Origin of the sequence: Kribbella sp. CA-293567, from assembly GCF_027627575.1 — a bacterium.
In the GTDB taxonomy this organism is placed as follows: Bacteria; Actinomycetota; Actinomycetes; order Propionibacteriales; family Kribbellaceae; genus Kribbella.
On the sequence record NZ_CP114065.1, the window covers coordinates 7,273,254 to 7,294,682 of the forward strand.

Here is a 21,429-nt window from a genome sequence, read left to right on the forward strand (position 1 = left end):
GCATGTTTGTTCTGGAGCTGACCTACACCGCACCGCTGGATCGCGTCGACGAGCACATGGCTGATCACTTGAGCTGGGTGAAGGCGCAGTACGACGCCGGAGTCTTCCTGGCATCAGGGCGGAAAGAACCCCGCGACGGCGGTGTGATTATTGCTCTTGGCAATGATCGGCCGGCCATGGAGACGCTGCTGGCGGGCGATCCTTTCGTCGTGGCAGGAGTTTGCGACTACCGGGTGACGCAGTTCTTCGCCACGACTGTCACCGCGGGCCTGGAGCGGCTCAAGGAGTCGTTGCCTTCAGCCTAGGAAGCTGAGCAGGCCCGAAAGGGAACTGGCGATAGTGGGCACGATGCCGAGCAGGACGAACGCGGGCAGGAAGCAGAGACCCAGCGGGACCACCGACCGCGATTCGACCGCGCGGGCGTGCTCCTCCGCGGTCCAGCGGCGGGCTTGCCGGGTGTCGTTGGCTTGGTGTTCGAGGATGCCGGCCAGTGGCGCGCCGGAGCGGAGTGCTCGTTGGGTGGCACGGGCGAACGTGGCGCAGGCGGGCTCCTTGAGCAGGCAGGACCAGGCGTCGATCGGGTCAGCGCCGAGACTCAGGCGGCGCTCGACTTCGGCCAGCAGATCCGCGAGTGGGCCTCCGAGAGATTGCGCGACGACGGCGATCGAGGCTTGCGGTGGACGCCCAGCTCGAAGGCAGGCGGCGAGAAGGTCGACTGCCAGGGGCAGGTCGGCGACCAACTGCGCCGTACGTCGGCGCGTGGCCGCGGGTTCCAGTCGGCTGAGAACTGCCGGGGTGGCGAGGAAGACAAGCGCCGCGGGAAGCAGGCCTGCGGCCAGGCCGAGGACGAGAAGAACTGCGGACGCAGCCAGGGCGGCAACCGTGAGGTGACGCCGACGAGTGGCTGGTGGCACCTGCTTTGTGGATACGAGACTGAACGGCCAGCACTTGGTGAGAGGCCGATGCCTTCCTAGCCGCCGACGCCCGGGTGGAGTTGGCAGGAGGAGCACGAGCGCCAGAGCCGCAGCCAAGGCCGGGAGAAGCGCGCTCGGCACGGCGATCGGAAACGAGGGCGTCGGCGGAAGGGAGTGGGGCGCGGCGATCATCACGGTCAGCGTTGGGGTGAGCATCGGTCAGGTGGCTTGGCGGGAGCGGCGGCTGGGTTCCCATGGAGGTCTGGTTTGGTGGTTGGTCCAGTGAAGGCCAACAGTGATGAGAGCCAGACCCAAGGCCAGGCAGAGCCAGCCCGGTGGGGTCTGGGTGAGGAACGTCAGCGGGTCGGCGCCAAGGGCATAACCGAGGGCTGTGCCGAAGGCGGGGAGGACTGCGAGCAGGCGGGCAGTGGCTCGTGGGGCGGCGATGCCGGCGGTGATCTGGCGGCGGATCATCTCGTCGGCCCGAAGTGAGTTGGCCAGGCGTTCGGTGATCTGGGCGAAGGCGGCGCCGGATTCGTCGGCTACTCGCCAGGCCGCAGAGAGCGCTCGGAGCCCTTCGTTTCCTGGGGGTTCGGCCAGAAGGTCGAGGAGTGCGGGCACGTCGCCGCCGAGTTTGGCGGCGGCCGAGGCCACCTCGAGGTCGGGGCAGACTGTGGCGGCGCCTTCGAGGGCGGCTGCCGGTGGGCGGCCGGCGCCCAACTCGGCGGCCAGGACGTCGCAGGCCTCGATGACGGCGGATCGTTTGGCCGTGGCGGCTCGCGCTTGGAGGGTGCGTGCACGTTGGCTGATGACCACTGCAGCGATGGCGCCTGCCGTCAGGGCGATCACGATCACCGATGGGTCGGCCGAGGCGGTGATCAAGATGCCTAGAGCAACTATTGCGGTGATTGTGCCGAGGCGCCGGGCTGTCGAACGGGTGAAGGCAGCGGAACCACTCGAGAGCTGAGATCGACCGCGTTGCCACGGTGGAGTCGAAGCATGCGTCAGCGCTGACCCGGGCGCGAACGCAGACCCAGGCGTACGCGCAGACCCAGGTGTACGCGCAGACCCAGCCGTACGTGCGGACCCAGGCGTAGGCCGGGTTCGGCGTTGGGGAGTAGGCGCGTCGAGGCGGTGCAGAGCGCGAGTAGGTGTTGGCAACAGTGCCAGGACGGTGATCAAGGCCAGCAGTGCGGTCACGGTCGGCATCAGGCTGCTCCGGCGAGGTGGTGGGTGAACAGGGTCGCGCCCGGGTGGAACCTCGGCGGACCGGTGGGAGTGAACTCGATGGCGGGGATGGTGACGGCCTGGCCGGTGGGAGTGCGGGTGACGGCTCGGATCTCGGCTATTCGGCGGACGCCGGTAGGTCCCCGGGTCAGATGGATCACCGCTTGGAGGGCCGAGGAGATCTGACTGTGGATGGCTTCCCGGGTCAGTCCGGCCAGTGCGCCCAGTGCCTCCAGACGCGCTGGGATGTCAGCGGCCGAGTTCGCGTGGACCGTGCCGCAACCGCCTTCGTGGCCGGTGTTGAGGGCGCTCAGCAGGTCGACCACCTCGGCGCCCCGGACCTCGCCGACGACCAGACGATCGGGGCGCATCCGCAGGGCTTGACGGACCAGGTCGCGCAGGGAGATCTCGCCCGCGCCCTCGACGTTGGGTGGTCGGGCTTCCAGGCGGATCACGTGCGGGTGATCGGGATGAAGCTCACCGGCGTCCTCGACCAGGACCAGGCGATCATCGGGATCGGCCAACGACAGCAGAGAGTTCAGCAGGGTGGTTTTGCCCGTCCCGGTGCCGCCGCTGATCAGGAAGGCGACCCGAGCCAGCAGGAGATCTCGCAGGAGAGGAGCGCCCCCGGCCGGAAGCGAGCCCGCGGCGACCAGTTCGTCGAGGGTGAAGATCTTGCGTGAGGGGATCCGCAGCGAGAGGCAGGTGCCGGGGGCGGCGATCGGGGACAGGACAGCGTGGAAGCGAGTGCCGTCGGGAAGCCGGACATCGACGTACGGCGTGGCGTCGTCGAGGCGGCGACCGGCGGCTGCAGCCAGGCGCGTGGCGAGCCGGCGAACGGCTGCCTCGTCGCCGGTCGGAAGCGAGATGCGTTCGAGGCCCGAGCCGCGGTCGATGAAGACTTCGTTGGGTCCGTTGACGAGGATGTCGGTGATCCCAGGCTCTGTCAGCAAGCCGTCGAGCGGGCCGGCGCCGAGCGCGTCGCGACGCAGCGCCTCCATCACGGCGAGCACGGTCGAGTCGCCGAAGAGGTGTCCGTCGGCACGCAGCACCGCGGCGACCCGGGCAGCGGTCGGCTCGGCTCCGTGCGCGGCGAGAGTGGTGCGGACGCGTTCGAGCAGGTCGGTGGAGATGTTCATGCCGCGAGCGATCCGTAGAGACCGAACAGCTCGAGTATGTCGGTGGCTGCCCGTCCCAACGCGCTGCGTGGCCGGGGATCGAAGCGGCCCTCGTCCAGCAGCGAAGGCAGGTCGCGCTCGAACCCGAGCTTGGCAGCCAACGGCAACGACAGGTGGTCCGCGACGTCGAGAGCGGACAACCCGTTGAGCCCAGGCTCCCTGGCCACCACGCGCAGATCGTGGGCAACCTCCCGCAACGGCGCGACCAGCCGGGCCGCGGCAGCACAGGAACGCACGTCACGAGGAACCACCACCAGCGTCGAGGTCGCGCGGACGAACGCCTCCTCGGCGGCCGGATCAGATCGTCGCGGCAGATCGACGACGACCAGATCGCTGCTGCGTTGGGCCGCACCCAGCACCGATCTCATCGCCTCCGGTGGCAGAGCCGCGACGTCCGATCTGTCCCAGGACAGGACCGCGAGCCCGTCGACGAGCGGCAGCGCTGCTCGCAGGGCACCCGCGCTGACCCGGCCTGCGGCGTTCAGCAACGCGGGCCAGCGGGACCCTTCGCAGGCCTCGCTACCCAGCACCAGCTCTATGCCGCCGCCCAGCGGGTCACCGTCGATCAGCATGCTGCGCAAGCCATACCTGCCGGCGGTGACCGCGACGGCGGCGGCGAGCGTGGTCGCGCCAGCCCCACCACAGCCGCCTACGAAAGCCAGCGTGACGGCCGTCCTGACACCGCCGTCGAGGGCGTCGGCCAGCTTGTCGCCGAGCACGCTTTCGTCGGCTGGTAAGCCGAACACACCTTCAGCGCCGATCGCGAGGGCGTGGCGATAGGCCGCCGCTTCCCCGGCTTCCGGATCGGCAGCAACCACCCGCCCGCGCCCGCCGAACGCACGCGTGGCGACCAGCACACCTGAGCGGCGGACCGGTTGCGAGCGGGCCAGCGGCTCGGCCAGATCCTGGCCGACCACCACGAGAGTGGCGGTCTGCCAGTTGCGGCGCAGCCCGAGGAGATCTCGCTCCACGCGCGGCGTCACCTCGGCGGCCGCGGCGAGGCGGAGCAGGTCGTCCAGCAGCAGCTCGTCGGCGGTGGCCAGCAGGACGGCCGGCGCAGGCATCGAAAGAAGGTTGTCCATGCCCTAGAAGGTGCCGTCGTTCGAGCCCCGCGGCGCAAGAAATACCCAGCCTGTGGAGAACTGTCGGATCTCCGTCACCAGCGGCAACCCGCCATCGCGACCCGGAGACCTGCGGCAGCCGAAGAGCTACGGTTCGTTTCGAAGAGTCTTTAACTAAGTTTCTCTCAGAAGGCTCAGAAGTCGTCCACTCGTGGACATCAACTGGACATCCGTGCAGTGCTCAGCTCCTAAATGGAGGACCCGCCCCATGAGTCGAATGCGCAGCGTCGCCGCCGCGGCCACCGTGGCCGCCAGCGCCCTGATCGCCGTCGGCGGCATCACCGCCGCCACCGCCGGCCCACCCGCACCGAACGCCCAACCCCAAGCCCAGGCCGCCACCAGTGGTGGCGTGAAGACGGCCTACTTCACCCAGTGGGGCATCTACGGGAACGCCTTCTACCCGAAGAACCTGGTCACCACCGGGGTCGCGAGCAAGCTCGACTTCCTCAACTACGCGTTCGCGAACATCCACCCGACCAGCCACACCTGCTTCATGGCCAACAAGGCCGCCTCGCAGAACGAGAACGACCCGAACGCCGGTGACGGTGCCGGCGACGCGTTCGCGGACTACGGCAAGTCGTACGGCGCGGACATCAGCGTCGACGGGGTGGGCGACGTCTGGAACCAGCCGATCCAGGGCAACTTCAACCAGCTCAAGAAGCTGAAGGCGAAGCAGCCGAACCTGAAGATCCTGATCTCACTCGGCGGCTGGACCTACTCGAAGTACTTCTCCGACGCGGCCGCGACCGATGCCAAGCGCAAGGCGCTGGTCAGCTCCTGCGTGAACATGTTCGTCAAGGGCGATCTGCCGGTCATCGACGGCTTCGGCGGTCCGGGCAGCGCGGCCGGCATCTTCGACGGCATCGACATCGACTGGGAGTACCCCGGCTCGCCGAACGGTCACGTCGGCAACCACTACAGCCCGGCCGACAAGCAGAACTTCACCCTGCTGCTGGCCGAGTTCCGTCGCCAGCTCGACGCCGTCGGCAGCAGCACCGGCAAGAAGATGTGGCTGACCGCGGCCACACCGGCCGGTCAGGACAAGATCGCCACGATCGAGACCGACAAGATCGGCCAGTACCTCGACTACAACAACGTGATGACGTACGACATGCACGGTGGCTGGGAGGCGACCGGTCCGACGAACTTCCAGGACCCGCTGTACGAAGCGCCGAACGACCCGAGCAACCCGATCCCGCCGGGCACCAAGAAGTACTCGATCGACGGTGCCGTGAAGGCGTGGACCGTCGGCGACCCGGCGTACGGGATCCCGGGCGGCTTCCCGGCGAACAAGCTGACCATCGGCTATCCCTTCTACTACAGAGGATGGAAGGGCGTTCCGGCTACCGCGAACGGCAAGTACCAGACGGCCACCGGTCCCGCCGACGGTCACGCGCTCAGCGGCAACGTGCCCGGCGTCTCCTTTTACAAGGAGCTGACCGGCTTCGTCGACAACCCCAGCACGACGTTCTTCGACGAGGCCACCAAGGCTTCCTGGTTCTACCGCAACGGAACCTTCTGGACCGGTGACAACGCCCGCTCGATCAAGGAGAAGGCCGACTACGGCCACTGCAACGGTCTGGGCGGCGCGATGATGTATTCGCTGGAAGCACTGGACCCCGGCGTCACGCTCTTCAACGCGGTCGTCAACTCGGTCAACGCCGAAACCCCCGGCTGCAGCGGCCCGCCCACGACGCCGCCGACCACCCCGCCGACGACGCCCCCGACGACCCCGCCCACCACTCCTCCGACGACGCCGCCTACGACGCCGCCGACCACTCCCCCGACGACACCTCCCACCACGCCGCCGACCACCCCTCCGACGGCGAGCCCGTGGGCCCCGAACACGGCGTACGCGACCAACTCGGTGGTTTCCTACAACGGCGTGAACTATCGATGCATCCAGGGCCACACCTCGCTGACCGGATGGGAACCGCCGAACGTCCCCGCACTCTGGGGCCGGATCTGATCACGTACCGCCCTCTGATCGGAGCATGATGAAACGCAAGAAGATCACGATCGCGATCGCCGCGATCGCGGCAGCAGTGACCTCCTTCCTGGTCGCGCCGGCCGCCCAGGCCGCGCCGGTGAGCGCCTCGTTCACCAAGGTGTCGGACTGGGGCAGCGGATTCGAGGGCAAGGTGACCGTCACCAACGGCACCTCCGCCGCGATCAGCACCTGGTCGATCGCCCTGGACTTCCCGTCCGGCTACAACGTCAGCAGCTCGTGGGACGCGGTCCGCAGTACCAGCGGGCTGACCCACACGTTCACCCCGCCGACTTGGGCAGGGCCTCTCGCCCCCGGGGCCAGTGTCACCTTCGGCTTCAACGGCAGCCCGGGCAACTTCCCTGGCATCGCCGCCTGCCGCCTCAACGGCGGATCCTGTACTGGCGGAGGCGGCGGGACAGTCCCCGGCGCACCCAGCGGACTGGCCGGTACTTCGACCGCCTCGTCCGTGACCCTCAACTGGTCGGCTGCTAGCGGAGCCACCAGCTACAACGTCTACCGCAACGGCAGCAAGGTCGGTACGCCGACCGGTACGTCGTACACGGACTCCGGGCTGACCGCCAACACGGCGTACAGCTATCAGGTCAGTGGTTCGAACAGTGCGGGCGAAGGCGCCAAGAGCGGCGCCGTCTCCGTGACGACCAAGACCGGCGGCACCGATCCCGACCCGGGCGGCACCCGCAGGGCAGCGCCGTACCTCTACATGGGCTGGGGCGACCCGCCGAACCCGGCCACGGTCATGAACGCAACGGGCATCAAGTGGTTCACGATGGCCTTCATCCTGTCGTCCGGCGGCTGCAACCCGGCCTGGGACGGCGTACGGCCGCTGCAGGGCAGTGCTGATGCCACCGCGATCGCGCAGATCCGTGCGGCCGGCGGCGACATCGTGCCGTCGATCGGCGGCTGGAGCGGTAACAAGCTCGGTCCGAACTGCAGTACGCCGGAAGCACTGGCCGGCGCCTACCAGAAGGTCATCAGCGCCTACAACCTGAAGGCGATCGACGTCGACATCGAGAACTCCGACGAGTTCGAGAACGAGGTCGTCCAGGACCGGATCCTGACCGCGCTGAAGATCGTCAAGCAGAACAACCCCGGGATCCAGACGATCCTGACCTTCGGCACCTCGACCACCGGCCCGAACTACTGGGGCAACCGGCTGATCGAGCGGTCCAAGGCGCTCGACGCGAACATCGACATCTTCACCCTGATGCCGTTCAACTTCAGTAGCGCCAACATCTATACCGACACGGTCGGCTCGTCGGTCGGCCTGAACAACAAGCTGAAGTCCGTCTTCGGCTGGACCACCGCCCAGGCCTACGCCCACCAGGGCATCTCCGGCATGAACGGTCTGTCCGACCAGCAGGAGCTGACCACCGCGGCCGCCTGGCAGAACATCACCAACTGGTCCAAGACCAACGGGATCGGGCGACTGGCGTTCTGGTCGGTCAACCGCGACCGTGGCTGCGCGGGCGGCGGCGTCGTCGCCAACTGCAGCGGGATCGCCCAGTCCGACTGGGAGTTCACCCGCATCACCGCAGGGTTCTAGAACCGGTACTGCGGCGGGCCTCGGTGGCCCGCCGCAGTACCCGGCACGTTGTCGGAAAAGAGTCAGCCGGCCTTGATCGCCTGAACGATCAGCTCGTTGCGGGCGTCCTGGCCGTACGGCACCGAGGTGTGGATGCCTCCCCGCACGTAGGTGCCCAGCCGGGTCGGCTTGGCCGCCAGCCACTCGGCCCAGCGGACGATCCGCAGGTTCGGGTAGCGCCGCTGCGCGTCTGCCAGTTGCAGGTTGACCCACGCGCTGTTGCGCTGGTCGGCCAGCTGCACCGTGGCACCCAGTCCGGGCCGCGCGACCTGGGTGTTCACCCAGAACACGGTGGTCCGGCTCCCGACGATGCTCATCGCCCGGTCGATCTGCCCGGCCATCGCGGGTGGTGTGAAGACGTCGTTGGTACCGCACGACATCACCACCCGGCGGGGCAGCCCGTAGGCCGCCTTCCAGTTGGCCAACTCGTCGACGGTCTCCTTCGTCGGCCGGCCCGACCAGTTGTTCACCGCCAGATCGAGGCTCAGCGTGTTCATCAGCCGGATCGACAGCGCCTTCCCATCCTGTACGCCGATGCTGTCGCCGAACATGAACACCCCGTTGGCCGCCAGCACCCGCTGGATCGTCGCCGCCGGCGCTATCGCTTTGGTCAGGTGCTTCCACGCACCCAGGTCTCCCGATCCGTACCCGCCCGCTGCCGCGGTGCCGGTCGTCGCCACCGTCGACGCCGCTGCCACCGCCCCAGCCAGGAACACTTGCCGTCGATTGGGCCTCACGCCACTCAAAAGCTTCCTCACGCCGCAGACCCTATAGACGTCCAGAGTCTTCGCTTGAAACAACCGCCCGAGTCGGGCCCCATCACCGGCAGCACTGTCTGTTGTTCTTGTCACTTGCGCTTCGGGTGGCCGGCACCCCGACGGCATAGTCGGCTGTGTGCAGACTGCTCCGGCGCGTGGCTATCTACCTGGCGAGGCGGGGTACCGGCGGTTGTCGGTGGCGTTGTTCGCAGCAGGCCTGGCCACCTTTGCGATGCTCTACAGCACGCAGGCGTTACTGCCGGAGCTGGCGCGGGTGTTCCAGGTCTCCCCCGGCCAGAGTGCGTTCAGTGTGTCGGTGGCAACCCTCGGACTCGGAGTCGCCTTGCTGGCGGCAGGCGCGGTCTCGGAGGTCGTCGGGCGGACGAAAGTGATGCGCTGGTCGGTAGCGGCGGCAGCGGTGATGGCTTCGTTGTGTGTCGTGGCACCCAGTTGGCACGTGCTGCTGGCATTTCGAGGCGTGCAAGGTGTGGCCCTCGCGGGATTGCCGGCGGTCGCCGTGGCGTACCTGCGCGAGGAAGTCGACGACAGCAGCTTGGCCAGAGCGAGTGGCCTCTACATCGCCGGTACGGCGGTCGGCGGGATGACCGGACGCCTGGTAGCCGGTGGCCTGGCCGACCTCGGTGGTTGGCGGCTGGCGCTGGGCGGCATCGCGGCAATGGGAGTGATCTGCGCAGTACTGGTTGCCGTCCTCTTGCCGGAGTCGCAACACTTCGTCCGGGCGCAGGGCGGTCGCCAAACGCTGAGAGTGCTCAAGGATCCGGCGTTGCTGGCTCTGTACGGGATGGCCGCTACGGGGATGGGTGCGTTCGTGGCCGTCTACAACGCGACAGGCTTCCGGCTGGCTGCCGAGCCGTACGGGCTGGGACCGGGACTGGCCGGTCTGGTGTTCGCTGTCTACCTGGTGGGATCCGCGGCGTCAGCGGTAGCCGGACGGCTCGCTGACAGATACAGCAGGAGAGCGGTGGTGCCGGTCGGGTGCCTGGTGACCCTGACAGGAGTCGCGATCACTCTGGCGTCGCCACTGCCCTTGGTGGTGGCTGGGCTGGCAGTGATGACGGCAGGGTTCTTCGCCGTCCACGGTGTCGCCAGCGGGTGGGTCGCAGTACGGGCGCATGCAGGTGGAGGCGGGACCGGGCAGGCTGCCAGCTTCTATCTCTTCGCGTACTACCTGGGTTCTTCCGTCTTCGGCGGCCTGGCCGGTACTGCGTGGACGCACGCCGCCTGGCCCGGTGTTGCAGCCGAAGCAGGCGCCCTGCTACTCATCACTCTCGTCCTAACCCTGCTGTTGAGGCGCAGCGCCAAACTGACCACCCACTAGGTCAGCAGACCACGCTGGCCCGCCCGCAGCCCGGCTTGGAAACGAGTGGTCGCGTCGAGAGCCTTCAGAATGCGTTGCATCCGGCGCTCGACTGTCCGCTGCGCCACACCGAGCCGACGAGCTATCGCCTGATCGGTGAGACCGGCGGCCGCGAGAGCGAGCAGTTGCTGGTCCTCGAAGCTCAGCGGACCATCCGAAGCCGACGGCGACAGCGGGCTCGCCTGCTGCCAGAGCAGTTCGAACAACCGCAGTAGCCCGTCGAGCAAGGTCGACGGGCCCATCTCGATCAGCTCCTGCCCGGACTGCAGCAGCCCTGTCCGCTTGTCGGCGACCACCAACTTCAGCGGTACGTCGCGAAGCATCCGGCAGCTAGGCCCGGCACTCCGGGCAGCAGCGAGTTCCGCGGGCTCAACAAGCGCGGCCATGTCGTAGATCGTCCGGTAGGCGACTCCATGCGCCCGCCGCGGCTCGATCGGCAGTACGACGAACGGCGGCTTGTCCAGCACCAGCACTTCCGTCTGAGCGCTTTGCTGGGCCTGGTAGAACCGCTGCGCCATCGCCTGCTGTCCGCGAATCACTGTGAACGGCCCGGCCTCGCGTCGCGACCGGAACTCCTCGGTGAGCGCAGCAGCCCCGAGTCGCGCCTGCACGATCGCAGCCTGCTTGCGAAGGGCCAGCAGTTCCACAGCCGCCTCCGGAACGGCAGGCGTGTAGCGGGCCGGGCGTCCCGGAGCACGGGACGCCAGCCCCAGTGCCAGGAGTGACTGGAGGTGCCGGGTCACCCGTGCGGCGGCCCAGCCCGTGTCACTCGCCAGCTCTGTCGTAGTGGCCTCCGGCCGGGCCAGAAGCACCCGGTAGAGCTGCTCGTCCTCCGAGCAGACACCAAGCGCTTCCAGCACCGGAGCGGGTCGGTAGTCGTGCATGGTCAGGGCAGCGAGTGGACGTGAGCGCCGACCTGGTTGGCGAACTGGTTGCCGTTCAGCGCGTCCCAGTTGGTCGACCAGGTCATCGCGCCTCGCAGCGTGGGCCAGGTGGTGGTCGGCTTGAAGTTGCCGCAGTTGGTGCCCTTGGTCAGGCAGTCCAGCGCGTTGTTGACGATCGTCGGCGATACGTAGCCGCTCCCGGCGCCGCGGGTGGAGGCCGGCAGCCCCAGGCCGACCTGGTCGGGCCGGAGACCGTTCTGCAGCATGATGCAGGCCTGGGCGGTGAGGAAGTCCACCGAGCCCTGCGAGTAGACCTGCCCGTTGCAGCCGTTCATCGCGCCGGAGTTGTAGTACTGCACGTTGACGATGGTCAGGATGTCCTTGATCGCCAGCGCCAGCTTGAAGTACTCGAACGAGGTGGCCTGCATGTCGATCGTCTGCGGCGCCATGGTGATGATCAGCCCGCTGCCGAAGGTGCCGCGCAGGGTCCGCAGCGCCTGTCCCATGTACTGCGCGTTGACGCCGTTCTCCAGGTCGATGTCGATCCCGTTGAAGCCGTACTCGCGCAGCACCGACTGGGCCGTGGCGGCGAAGTTGGCGGCGGCCGTCGCGCTGGCCACCGAGATGGTGCCCTTCTCACCGCCGACGGACAGGATGACCTTCTTGCCGGCCGCCTGCTTGGCGGCGATGTCCGCCTTGAACTGCGCCACCGTGTAGCCGTTCAGGCCGGCGCTGTCGAGGTTGAAGGTGATGCCACCCGGCCGGGCGGCGTCCGCGTCGGCGAAGGCGACCGCGATCAGGTCGTAGGCCGCGGGGACGTCGGAGATCTTCTGGACCGTCGCGCCGTTGTTGAAGTTCTGCCAGTAGCCGGTCAGGACGTGCTTGGGCAGGTTGCCCGGCGGCGGCTCGACCGGCCCGCTGGACGTCGTACCGGAGACCGCCGCGCCGTACGGCGAGCAGTTGCCGGCCGCGTCACAGGCCCGCACCTTGAAGCTGTACGCCGTACTCGGGCTGAGGCCGCTCGCGGTCCAGCTCGTCACGTTGCCCACGCTCTGCGGGGCGTCGGAGCCGCGGACCACGTCGTACCGGCTGACGCCGTTGGCGTCCGAGGCGGCCGACCAGTTCAGCCGCAGCGAGCTCGAGGTCGGGCTGCCGACCGTGAGGCCACCCGGCGTGGTCGGAGGAGTCGTGTCCGGCGGCGGCCCGGTGCCACCCGGTCCGTCCAGCACCACGTCGTCCGCCTGGTACGCCGGTAGTCCGTACCAGCCGTGCAGGTAGACCGTCACCGTGCTGGTGGACGCGTTGGTGGTGAAGGTGGTGGTCAGCTGGGCCCAGCCGGTGCTGGAGGTCCAGGTGCTGGTGCCACCCTCGGCGCCGAGGTAGACGTTCGAACCCTTCACCCAGGCCGACAGCGTGTACGTCGAGCTCGGCTTGACCGAGACCGACGTGCTGCACCGGGCGTTGTCACCCGAGGTGGGAGTGCCCTGCAGCTGGTAGGTGCCGGTGTGAGCCGAGCCGCTGACGGCAGCTCCCGATCCGGCCGTGCAGGACCAGCCGGCGAGAGTGCCGGACTCGAAGGTCCCGTTGGTGACGAGGTTGGTCGCCGCGGAGCTGGCCTGGGTGATCAGGACCAGGCCGCTGATGGCGAGAAGCAGGGCTGACAGGACGGAGATGACCGCGGTGTGGGGGCGGTTCGTACGCGGGTTCATGTGACACAAAGTGTGACTAGGCAACTACATTGTCAAGACCCTGCATAAAGTGGGAACGCTCTCACGCTCAAGAAAACTGAAATCTATATGGCTTTTTGAGGTTCAGTGGGCGACATCTGCCCGAACACGGGCAGGAAGCGGGATTTGGGTAAGCGCTTGCAGCATCAGGATTCGCGGCCTCGGATGCTTGGCTGCCGGCCGTCACCTGGAGGAGGAAAGGCGACGGCCCCCGGCGGGGGGGGTGACCGGGGGCCGTCTTCGGCCACGGGCTCGGGGGGAGGAGCCGGGGGCCGATCAGGAGGCGACAGTCTGCCACTGTCGAGGAGAATGTACCCCCCGAGTCCGGGTCTCACACATCTCAGTTCCATTGCAACCGAGTGCCTGTAGAACCGGTGCCGGAAACTCGATCGAAGCCTTCCGAGCCAGTGTCACTGTCACACTGCTCAACAGTCTAACGGGAGACCCGCGTACACGAAAGCCCGGGCCCCTCGGCGTTTCGCGAGCCGCCCTATGCTCGTCGGTATGGAGCACCTGGGCACGCCCCGATCGGCCGCCTTCTTCGATCTCGACAAGACGATCATCGCCCGCTCCAGCACGCTGGCCTTCTCCCGCCCGTTCTACGCCGGCGGGCTGATCAACCGGCGGACCGTACTGCGCAGCACCTACGCCCAGTTCGTCTACCTGCTCGGTGGCGCCGACCACGACCAGATGGAGCGGATGCGGGAGTACCTGTCCGCTATGTGCACGGGCTGGGACGTGCAGACCGTCCGCGCGATCGTGGCCGACACCCTGCACCACATCGTCGAGCCGATGATCTACGACGAGGCGGTGTCGCTGATCGAGGAGCACCACGCGGCCGGCCGGGACGTGGTGATCGTCTCCACCTCCGGGGCCGAGGTGGTCGAGCCGATCGGCGCGATGCTCGGCGCCGACAAGGTGATCGCCACCAGGATGGTCGTTGCTGACGGCAAGTACACCGGCGAGATCTCGGAGTACGCCTACGGCCCGCGCAAGGCGAGCGCGATCACCGAGCTGGCCGCAGCGGAAGGCTATGACCTGCAGGCTTCCTACGCCTACTCCGACTCGATCACCGACGAGCCGATGCTGGCGGCCGTGGGTCATCCGTTCGCGGCCAATCCGGACAAGGCGCTTCGCCGGCTGGCCACCGAGCGCTGCTGGCCGGTGCTCGACTTCAGCAAACCGGTGGCCCTCGCCGAGCGCACCAGGTTCCACGAGGTCCGTCGGCCGGCGGTCGCCGCATCCGTGCTCGGTGTCGGCATGGCCGCGGCCGGCGCCCTCCTGTACGCCGCCCGCCGGCGCGCGCGGCCGGCCGGAAGTTGAGGCCGGCTCCGTTCTTCTCAGCTTCATGAAGGTCGCGTAAGCCCTTCCCCTGAAGGGATCCGAAGAGTACAAAGGAACTACGAAGGATCTTCGGATCCGGTAGAGAATCGCACGGCAGTCAGGTACCCACGCGGCGACCAGCCCATCCCAACCGGGCAGCGCGACCCCAGACTTCGGCCAACGCCGAAACCGTGGGGCGGCAGACAAGGTGCACGCTTGGTAACCAGGATGACGTGCCAGCGACGGCGCTCTCTTCGGAGAGCGCCGTTCGCATGTTCTGCTACCCAGCCGGGTTGTTGAGCGGTGAACGCTCGGCGGAGAGCGCGATCACTTCACAACTCCGCAGTAGCCAGGCCTGGACGCCGACCAGCCCACCGCTCGCGTAGTCGCGCAAACCCTGCGGGTACGAGCCCGCCAGCTCGTGGTGACCGACCTCGGGCACCGTGACCGACAACGGGTCGATGCCCTTGGCAATCAACACCGCGCGCTCGGCGGCTCGCGCCACCAGCCCGTTGGCGGTCGGAAAAGGCCGCAGTACCGCGATCTCCGCGTGCACGATCGCGGCCACCACCAGCCCCGGCGCGCTGGTCGGCCGGCTCAGCGCCTGGGCCAGTCCGCTCAGTCGCTCCCACATCTCGTCGGCGGGCGGTGCCGGCCGGAGGCCAGGGATGTCGTCCGGGATCGGCTCGCGGCCGGTCCGGACGTGGCCCATCTGGTCCTCGCTGCCGAGATCGGCCGCCGCCAACTGGTGAAGTCTGGTCCAGACCTGTACCGGCGCCGTGGTCACCCGTGGCGCGAGGCTCATCAGCTCACCGGTCATCCGGACAGCTCCGGCCGCCAGACCGTCACCGTCGCCCCGGCGTACCTCTTCGAGCGTCGACGGACTGCCGGCCAGCGCCGCCGAGGCATGGGCGCCCCGTAACAACGCCTCGGCCGTCATGTCCGCGCTGACCTTCCGCAGCCCGCGGTCGCGCAACAGCACGTCGACCCCGTCCCGGGCCGCCCTGGCCGCCGAGCCGACCCCTTCGAGTCCTGCCAGCGGTTCGAACACGTCAGAGGTCATGGAACCGCACTCTAGGATGACGTCTCATGGCCGCCAGCACCGACTCCGCCGGGTCCCCCCGGTTCAGCATCGTGGTCCCGTGTCATGCGTCACGGGCCTGGCTGCGGCCGTGCCTGGATTCGGTACTGAGCCAGTCCTGCGCCGACTTCGAGATCATCGCGGTCGACGATGCCAGTCCGGACGGCAGTGACCGCATCCTGGACGAGTACGCCGCCGCCGACCCGCGGGTCCGGGTGCTGCACCTGAGCGAGAACGTCGGGCTCGGACTGGCCCGCAACGCCGGCCTGAAGGAGTGCCGCGGCGACTACGTGCTCTTCCTGGACGCCGACGACACCTACCGGCCCGGCTCGCTCGAGGCGATCGCCCGGCGGATCGAGGCGACCGGACGGCCGGACATCGTGATGTTCGACTACGAGCGGATCCACTGGGACGGCCGGGTGGTCCGCAACCAGCGGCACGACGCGTTCGCCCGCGAGGGCGACGGCGTCTTCACCGCGGCCGAGCGGCCGGTCTTCCTGACCTTCCTCGAGGTGGTCTGGAACAAGGCGATCCGGCGCGACTTCCTCACCCTGCACGGCTTCGTCTTCACCGCCGGGTTCTACGAGGACGCGCCGTGGACCTACTCGACGATGCTGACCGCGGAGCGGATCGCCACCCTGGACCAGGTGGTCGTGCACTACCGGCAGCACCGCACCGGCGGCAACATCCACGCCACCGCCACCCGGCAGCAGTTCGACATCTTCGACCAGTACGACCGGGTGCACGCCTTCATCACCTCCGACCCGGCCCTCGCCGGCTGGCGGCGGTTCGCCTTCGACCGGTCGCTGGACCACATCCTGGCCGTCCTGGACAAGCCCGAACGGGTGCATCCGGACGACCGGGCGGAGTTCTTCCACGCCGCGGCCGCCTTCGCCAAGCGCTGGAAGCCCGAGGGGTACGTCGTCGACCGGACCCGGCGCGGCTTCCGCCGCTGGCAGATCGTGCACGACGACTACGCGACGTACTGCACGCTGAAGCTGAGCGCCAAGGTGCTGAGCGTGCCCAGCCCGCGCAAGGCGGTCGGCAAACTGCTGCACCGCGACCTCGACCCGAACCTCGCGCTCTACGGCGCCTACTGGTTCAAGCAGTACGCCTGCAACCCCCGGGCGATCTACGAGAAGGCCACCGAGCTCGCGCCCCAGCTGCGCGGTGTCTGGGTGATCGACGCCGACCACGTCGCGGCGATTCCCGAAGGCGTCGAGTACGTCGTCGCGGGCTCCCCGGCGTACGCGAAGCTCTGCGCCAAGGCGACGTACTTCATCAGCAACATGAACCTGCCGAAGGAGCTCGAGAAGCGCGAGGGGCAGATCCACCTGCAGACCCAGCACGGTACGCCGCTGAAGACGATGGGCACCGATCTGCGGCACTACCCGGTCGCGGCGAAGGACCTCGACCTGGACGAGCTGATGCGGCAGGTCGACCGGTGGGACTTCAACCTGTCCGCCAACCGGTACTCGTCGGAGATCTGGGAACGCACCTACCCCGCGCACTTCGAGGAACTGGAGTACGGGTTCCCCCGCAACGACCGGCTGGTGAACGCGACGCTGGACGACGTCCGGGCGATCCGCGCGTCCTTCGGCTTCGACGACTCCCACCTGGTGGTGTTCTACGCGCCGACCTTCCGCGACGGCGTCGACTCGGTTCGTACGCCGTCCGGGCTGGTCGACCTCGGTGGCGACGGCATCCACCTGGACCTCGACCGGCTGGCCGCCGCGGCCGGCGAGCACGGCCGGGTGCTGGTGCGGACGCACTACTCGCTCTCGAAGCACCCGTCGGCCCGGTCGCCCCGGGTGGTGGACGTCTCCGAGCATCCCCGGGTCGAGGACCTGATGCTCGCGGCCGACGTGCTGATCTCGGACTACTCGTCGATCAGCTTCGACTACGCCAACCTCGACCGGCCGATCGTGCTGCTGGTCGACGACCTGGGCAGCTACGACCACAACCGCGGGACGTACTTCGACATCACCGCCTTCCCGCCCGGACTGGTGGCACGCTCGCCGGAGGAGTTGCTGTCCGCGTTGCAGACCGGCGCCTTCGCGAAGGCCGAGGCGGCCAAGCACCGGCAGCTGTTCCGGGAGAAGTTCTGCGAGTTCGACGACGGCCGCGCGGCCGAGCGGGTGGTCCGCCGGCTCTTCCTCGGCGAGACCGACCTGCCGCCGATCACTCCGCTGGCCGACCGGCACCCGGCTCCGTCACCCCATCGGCTCTGACCGGTTCTCGTGCATAATGGTCGGCATGTCGACCAGCCCGGTGATCGTGAGCGCCTTGCGCGATCGCTCCGGCCTGCGACGACGACGCACTGTCTGAACACCTCAGCCCTGTTCCGGTGCCTCGTCCTGAAGGACTTCTGTCATGTCCGCTGTGCTGTCCATTCTTGCCACCAGACTCTCCGACGCCGTCACGGCCGCCTTCGGCGCGCAGTACGGCGTACTCGATCCTGAACTGCGGGCGGCGACCAGGCCCGAGTTCGGTCATTTCCAGACCAACCTCGCGCTGCGGCTCGCGCAGCAGTTGCCGGAGGAGCTCCGGCAGCCACCCCGTGCGATCGCTCAACAGCTGGTGGCCGCGCTCGACCTGACCGGGATCTGCGAACCGGCCCAGATCGCGGGACCAGGGTTCGTGAACCTCACGTTGCTGCCGTCGACCCTTGCGGCCGGCGTCAACGAGCCGATCGCTTTCGCATCGCGCGGCGAGCGCGTGGTGGTCGACTACTCACAGCCCAACGTCGCGAAACAGATGCACGTCGGCCACCTGCGGTCGACCGTGATCGGCGACGCCCTGTGCAACGTACTGCGGTTCGTGGGGTACGACGTCGTCCGGCAGAACCACGTCGGCGACTGGGGTACCCAGTTCGGCATGATGGTCGAGCAGGTGCTGTTCGAGGGACTGGCGGTGGAATCCCTTGATATCGAGGGGCTGCAGCAGCTCTACCAGCGCGGCCGGAAGCATTTTGATGCCGACGGCAACTTTGCGGACCTGTCCCGGGCGCGGGTGGTGCGGCTGCAGTCGGGTGACGCGGAGACGCTGGCGATCTGGCGGCAGATGGTCGAGGTGTCGCTGGTCGAGTTCGACCGCATCTATGCCCAGCTGGGATCGCCCTTGACGCGCGCCGAGGTCGTCGGCGAAAGCGCCTACAATGACCGATTGCAAGGGGTTGTGGACGATCTGACAACGGAAGGGCTGCTGACGGAATCGGACGGGGCGCTGTGTGCGTTCCTGCCCGGGTTCGCCGGACGGGACGGTACGCCGCTGCCGGTGATCGTGCGGAAGTCCGATGGCGGGTTCGGCTACAGCGCGACCGACCTGGCGGCGGTGCGACATCGGGTCGACGAGCTGGCGGCGGACCGGATCGTCTATGTGGTCGATCATCGGCAGGGGCTGCACTTCCAGCAGATCTTCGCGCTCTGCCGGGCGGCCGGGTGGTTGCCGGACGGGGTCCGTGCCGAACATGTTGCCTTTGGCACCGTCCTGGGCACGGACGGGAAGCCGTTCAAGACCAGGGACGGCGGCACCGTGCGGCTGGCGTGGCTGCTGGACGGAGCGGTGGCACGGGCCAGAGCGCTGCTCGACGAGCGGCACGGCGACGACGGCGCCCGGACGGTCGGCGGTGGTGGCGCAGGCAGCAGTGAGGGCGTACGAGCTGCCGGTGGGATGGATGTCGCGACGAGAGCGGCCGTCGCCGGCGCGGTGGGGATCGGCGCGATCAAGTACGCCGATCTGTCCAGCGACCGGATCAACGACTACGTGTTCGATCTCGACCGCATGGTGGCGATGAACGGCAACACCGGACCGTACCTGCAGTACGCGCACGCCCGGCTCTCCCGGCTACTCGCCAAGGCCGGTGAAGCTCCTGGCAAGGTCACCGTGCTCACCGAGCCGGCCGAGCAGCGGTTGGCGTTGCTGTTGAGCGGGTTCGACGACTGCGTCGTACAGGTCGCGGAGACTCTGCAGCCACATCGCTTGTGCACCTACCTGTTCGAGGTGGCCAGCGCACTGTCCGCGTTCTACGAGCAGTGCCCGGTGTTGAGCAGCACGGGTGAGACGAGAGCCAGCCGGCTGGCCTTGTGCGCGGCGACCCGGGACGTGTTGCAGGATGGGCTGAACCTGCTGGGCATCGACGCGCCCGGGACGATGTGAACCGAGAGGACTCGCCGATGCTGCCATGGTCCGCGGAGCTGGCCGGACGGTTCGACCAGACCACGTTCGACAGCGCCTTCCTGCGCGACAACCCGCTCGGCGATCCGCACGAGCGGCCGGTACTCGTCTACCTGCCGCCCGGCTACGACGAGTCGGACCAGCGCTATCCCTCCATCTACGTGGCGATGGGCTACACCGGTCACTCCGGCATGTGGTTCAACCGGACGCCGTTCCGCCAGCCCTATCCGGAGTTGCTCGACGCGATGTTCGCGACCGGTGACGTGCCGCCGGCCATCGTCGTGTTCGTCGACGCCTGGACGCGACTCGGCGGCAGCCAGTACCTCGACTCGCCCGGCACCGGCCGCTACCACTCGTACCTGTGCGACGAGATCGTCCCGTACGTCGACGCGCGCTACCGCACCATCGCGGATCGCGACCACCGCGCGATCACCGGCAAGTCCAGCGGTGGGTACGCCGCGATGGTGACTCCACTGTTGCGCCCGGACGTGTTCGGCGCACTGGCCACCCACGCCGGCGATGCCGCGTTCGAGGTCTGCTACCAGCCGGAGTTCCCGCTGCGGGCCCGGCAACTGCGCGACCAGCACGACGGGTCCTACCCGAAGTTCTTCGCCGACTTCGAGAGCCGGGTCGGCCGGGCGACGCGGCAGGACCTGGAGTTCCTGGAGATGTACGGGTACGCCGCGGCGTACTCGGCCGAGCCGGACGGCACCGTGCTGCTCCCCTACGACGATCTGGGTCAGGTGGTTCCGGAGATCTGGGAACGCTGGCTGAGCCGCGACCCCGTACGGATGGTCACCACCGAGCCCCGGTACGCCGAGGCGCTGCGCTCGCTGCGGGCGATCTGGGTCGACGCGGGCCGGCAGGACGAGTACTACCTCGATCTCGGCGCGGCCGCCTTCCATCGCGCCGCGCTGGCGGCCGGCGTACCGGAGGAGCGGTTGTCCTTCGAGCTGTTCGAGGGCGGCCACGGTGGTATCGAGTACCGCTATCCGCTGGCGGTCGGCTGGCTCAGCCGGCAGCTGACCGGTTAAATCAGGTGCCGGTCCGGCGCCTCGGCCCTACCGTTCTCGGTATGGGGACGTTTCCGGAGTGGGTGCAGGCACGGCCGATCGAGAAGACCGACACCGCTGAGTGGGCGGCGCTGCTCAACGACGTACAAGAGGCCGATCAGAATGGCGAGAACTACGACGCCGACGACCTGATCGAGGAGCTCAGCGATCCGAAGCTGGACTGTGAGCGGGACACGGTCGGGCTGTGGGACGGCGGCACGATGGTGGGCTACGCCGTGCTGCACTGGCGGGCGCACCTGGTCGACGTGGATCGGCTCAACACCGACGCCGGCGTGCGGCCGGCTTGGCGCCGTCGCGGTCTCGGACGAGCGCTGATGAGCTGGATGATCGGGCGCGCCGGTGAGCTGCACGAGGAGCACCACCCGGAGGTCGCCGAGGCTGAGCTCAACGCCGGCGCGATCAGCACCAATGCCGGTGCCGCCGCGCTGTTCGGCTCGTTCGGCTTCGAGGAGGCGCGGTACTTCTTCGAGATGAAGCGGCCCTTCGACACCCCGATTCCGGCGGCCGAGCTACCGGACGGGCTGCGGCTGGTGCCGTTCGGACCGGAGTACGACGAGGCGTTGCGGCTGGTCCACAACGAGGCCTTCATGGATCACTGGGGTTCGACGCCGAAGGACGAGGAGACCTGGAAGGTGTGGTTCACCGGGTCGCGCGCGTTCCGGCCGGGGATCAGCTTCCTGGTGCTCGACGGGGACGCCATCGTCGCCTACGCGAACGGCTTCGAGTACGAGGCCGACACCGCTGTGACGGGGATCCGCGAGGTGTACGTCGGTCAGGTCGGCACGGTCCGGTCGCATCGAGGGCGCGGGCTGGCCGGGGTCGCCTTGTCGGCGCTGATGCGCGAGGCGGAGCGCACCGGGTTCAAGCGCGCCTCGCTCGGCGTCGACGCCGACAACCCGACCGGCGCTCTCGGTCTCTACGAGCGGCTCGGCTTCCAGCAGCATGCCAAGTCGATCACCTACCGCCTGCCGCTGACCTGAGTCAGCGACAGGCGAC

At 68.3% G+C, this 21,429-nt stretch carries 17 protein-coding genes; 9 read left to right on the forward strand and 8 right to left on the reverse strand.

From position 1 onward, the window contains the following. Positions 1-2: 2 nt before the first annotated feature. Positions 3-305 (forward strand): YciI family protein, encoded by a 303-nt coding sequence (locus OX958_RS33750; RefSeq protein ID WP_270134376.1) that lies wholly within the window; start codon positions 3-5, stop codon positions 303-305. Here the strand turns inward: OX958_RS33750 and OX958_RS33755 are convergent. From OX958_RS33755 to ssd, 4 genes are all read right to left on the reverse strand, one after another. After that, entirely contained in the window at positions 297-914 is a 618-nt protein-coding gene (locus OX958_RS33755; RefSeq protein ID WP_270134377.1) for a type II secretion system F family protein, read from the reverse strand. The genes OX958_RS33750 and OX958_RS33755 overlap by 9 nt on opposite strands. A 219-nt stretch (positions 915-1,133) precedes the next feature. After that, a complete protein-coding gene (locus tag OX958_RS33760; RefSeq protein ID WP_270134379.1) occupies positions 1,134-1,796 on the reverse strand; it encodes a type II secretion system F family protein in 663 nt (220 codons plus the stop codon). A 326-nt stretch (positions 1,797-2,122) separates the two neighbouring features. Then, positions 2,123-3,280, reverse strand: a complete 1,158-nt coding sequence (locus OX958_RS33765; protein WP_270134380.1) for a TadA family conjugal transfer-associated ATPase — start codon at positions 3,278-3,280, stop codon at positions 2,123-2,125. Continuing rightward, positions 3,277-4,401 (reverse strand): septum site-determining protein Ssd, encoded by a 1,125-nt coding sequence (gene ssd / locus OX958_RS33770; RefSeq protein WP_270134381.1) that lies wholly within the window; start codon positions 4,399-4,401, stop codon positions 3,277-3,279. The genes OX958_RS33765 and ssd overlap by 4 nt, the downstream gene beginning before the upstream one ends. Before the next feature lie 247 nt (positions 4,402-4,648). On the opposite strand from ssd, the gene OX958_RS33775 reads away from it, so the two are divergent. After that, positions 4,649-6,409, forward strand: coding sequence for a glycosyl hydrolase family 18 protein (locus OX958_RS33775; RefSeq protein ID WP_270134383.1), 1,761 nt, complete (start codon positions 4,649-4,651; stop codon positions 6,407-6,409). 25 nt (positions 6,410-6,434) lie between these two features. After that, positions 6,435-7,994 carry a glycoside hydrolase family 18 protein gene (locus OX958_RS33780; RefSeq protein ID WP_270134384.1) on the forward strand — a complete coding sequence of 520 codons (1,560 nt, stop codon included), beginning with the start codon at positions 6,435-6,437 and terminating at the stop codon, positions 7,992-7,994. 62 nt (positions 7,995-8,056) lie between these two features. Here the strand turns inward: OX958_RS33780 and OX958_RS33785 are convergent, their stop codons facing one another. Continuing rightward, positions 8,057-8,791, reverse strand: coding sequence for a hypothetical protein (locus OX958_RS33785; RefSeq protein WP_270134385.1), 735 nt, complete (start codon positions 8,789-8,791; stop codon positions 8,057-8,059). A 136-nt stretch (positions 8,792-8,927) separates the two neighbouring features. On the opposite strand from OX958_RS33785, the gene OX958_RS33790 reads away from it, so the two are divergent. Next, positions 8,928-10,130, forward strand: coding sequence for an MFS transporter (locus OX958_RS33790; RefSeq protein ID WP_270134387.1), 1,203 nt, complete (start codon positions 8,928-8,930; stop codon positions 10,128-10,130). Here the strand turns inward: OX958_RS33790 and OX958_RS33795 are convergent. Together OX958_RS33795 and OX958_RS33800 are read right to left on the reverse strand one after the other, a co-directional pair. Beyond that, positions 10,127-11,053: a helix-turn-helix domain-containing protein gene (locus tag OX958_RS33795; protein ID WP_270134388.1), complete on the reverse strand. Its 927-nt coding sequence runs from the start codon at positions 11,051-11,053 to the stop codon at positions 10,127-10,129. The two genes, OX958_RS33790 and OX958_RS33795, sit on opposite strands and share 4 nt — an antisense overlap. A 2-nt stretch (positions 11,054-11,055) precedes the next feature. Then, positions 11,056-12,762: a chitinase gene (locus OX958_RS33800; protein WP_270134390.1), complete on the reverse strand. Its 1,707-nt coding sequence runs from the start codon at positions 12,760-12,762 to the stop codon at positions 11,056-11,058. A 510-nt stretch (positions 12,763-13,272) separates the two neighbouring features. Here OX958_RS33800 and OX958_RS33805 point away from each other — a divergent pair. Further along, complete coding sequence (locus OX958_RS33805; RefSeq protein WP_270134391.1) at positions 13,273-14,103, forward strand: HAD family hydrolase; 831 nt, start codon at positions 13,273-13,275, stop codon at positions 14,101-14,103. A gap of 280 nt (positions 14,104-14,383) precedes the next feature. On the opposite strand, the gene OX958_RS33810 is transcribed toward OX958_RS33805, so the two are convergent. Beyond that, complete coding sequence (locus tag OX958_RS33810) at positions 14,384-15,166, reverse strand: Fic family protein (RefSeq protein WP_270134392.1); 783 nt, start codon at positions 15,164-15,166, stop codon at positions 14,384-14,386. 26 nt (positions 15,167-15,192) lie between these two features. Between OX958_RS33810 and OX958_RS33815 the strand changes: the two genes are divergently transcribed. The 4 genes from OX958_RS33815 to OX958_RS33830 all read left to right on the forward strand — a co-directional run bounded on the left by OX958_RS33815 (position 15,193) and on the right by OX958_RS33830 (position 21,413). After that, positions 15,193-17,415: a bifunctional glycosyltransferase/CDP-glycerol:glycerophosphate glycerophosphotransferase gene (locus OX958_RS33815; protein WP_270134393.1), complete on the forward strand. Its 2,223-nt coding sequence runs from the start codon at positions 15,193-15,195 to the stop codon at positions 17,413-17,415. Positions 17,416-17,557: 142 nt separating this feature from the next. Next, positions 17,558-19,342 (forward strand): arginine--tRNA ligase, encoded by a 1,785-nt coding sequence (argS, locus tag OX958_RS33820; RefSeq protein WP_270134395.1) that lies wholly within the window; start codon positions 17,558-17,560, stop codon positions 19,340-19,342. A 17-nt stretch (positions 19,343-19,359) separates the two neighbouring features. Continuing rightward, complete coding sequence (locus OX958_RS33825; protein ID WP_270134396.1) at positions 19,360-20,394, forward strand: alpha/beta hydrolase; 1,035 nt, start codon at positions 19,360-19,362, stop codon at positions 20,392-20,394. A 41-nt stretch (positions 20,395-20,435) separates the two neighbouring features. Then, on the forward strand, positions 20,436-21,413 hold the full coding sequence (locus tag OX958_RS33830; RefSeq protein WP_270134397.1) for a GNAT family N-acetyltransferase: 978 nt from the start codon (positions 20,436-20,438) through the stop codon (positions 21,411-21,413). The last annotated feature ends 16 nt before the right edge of the window (positions 21,414-21,429 follow it).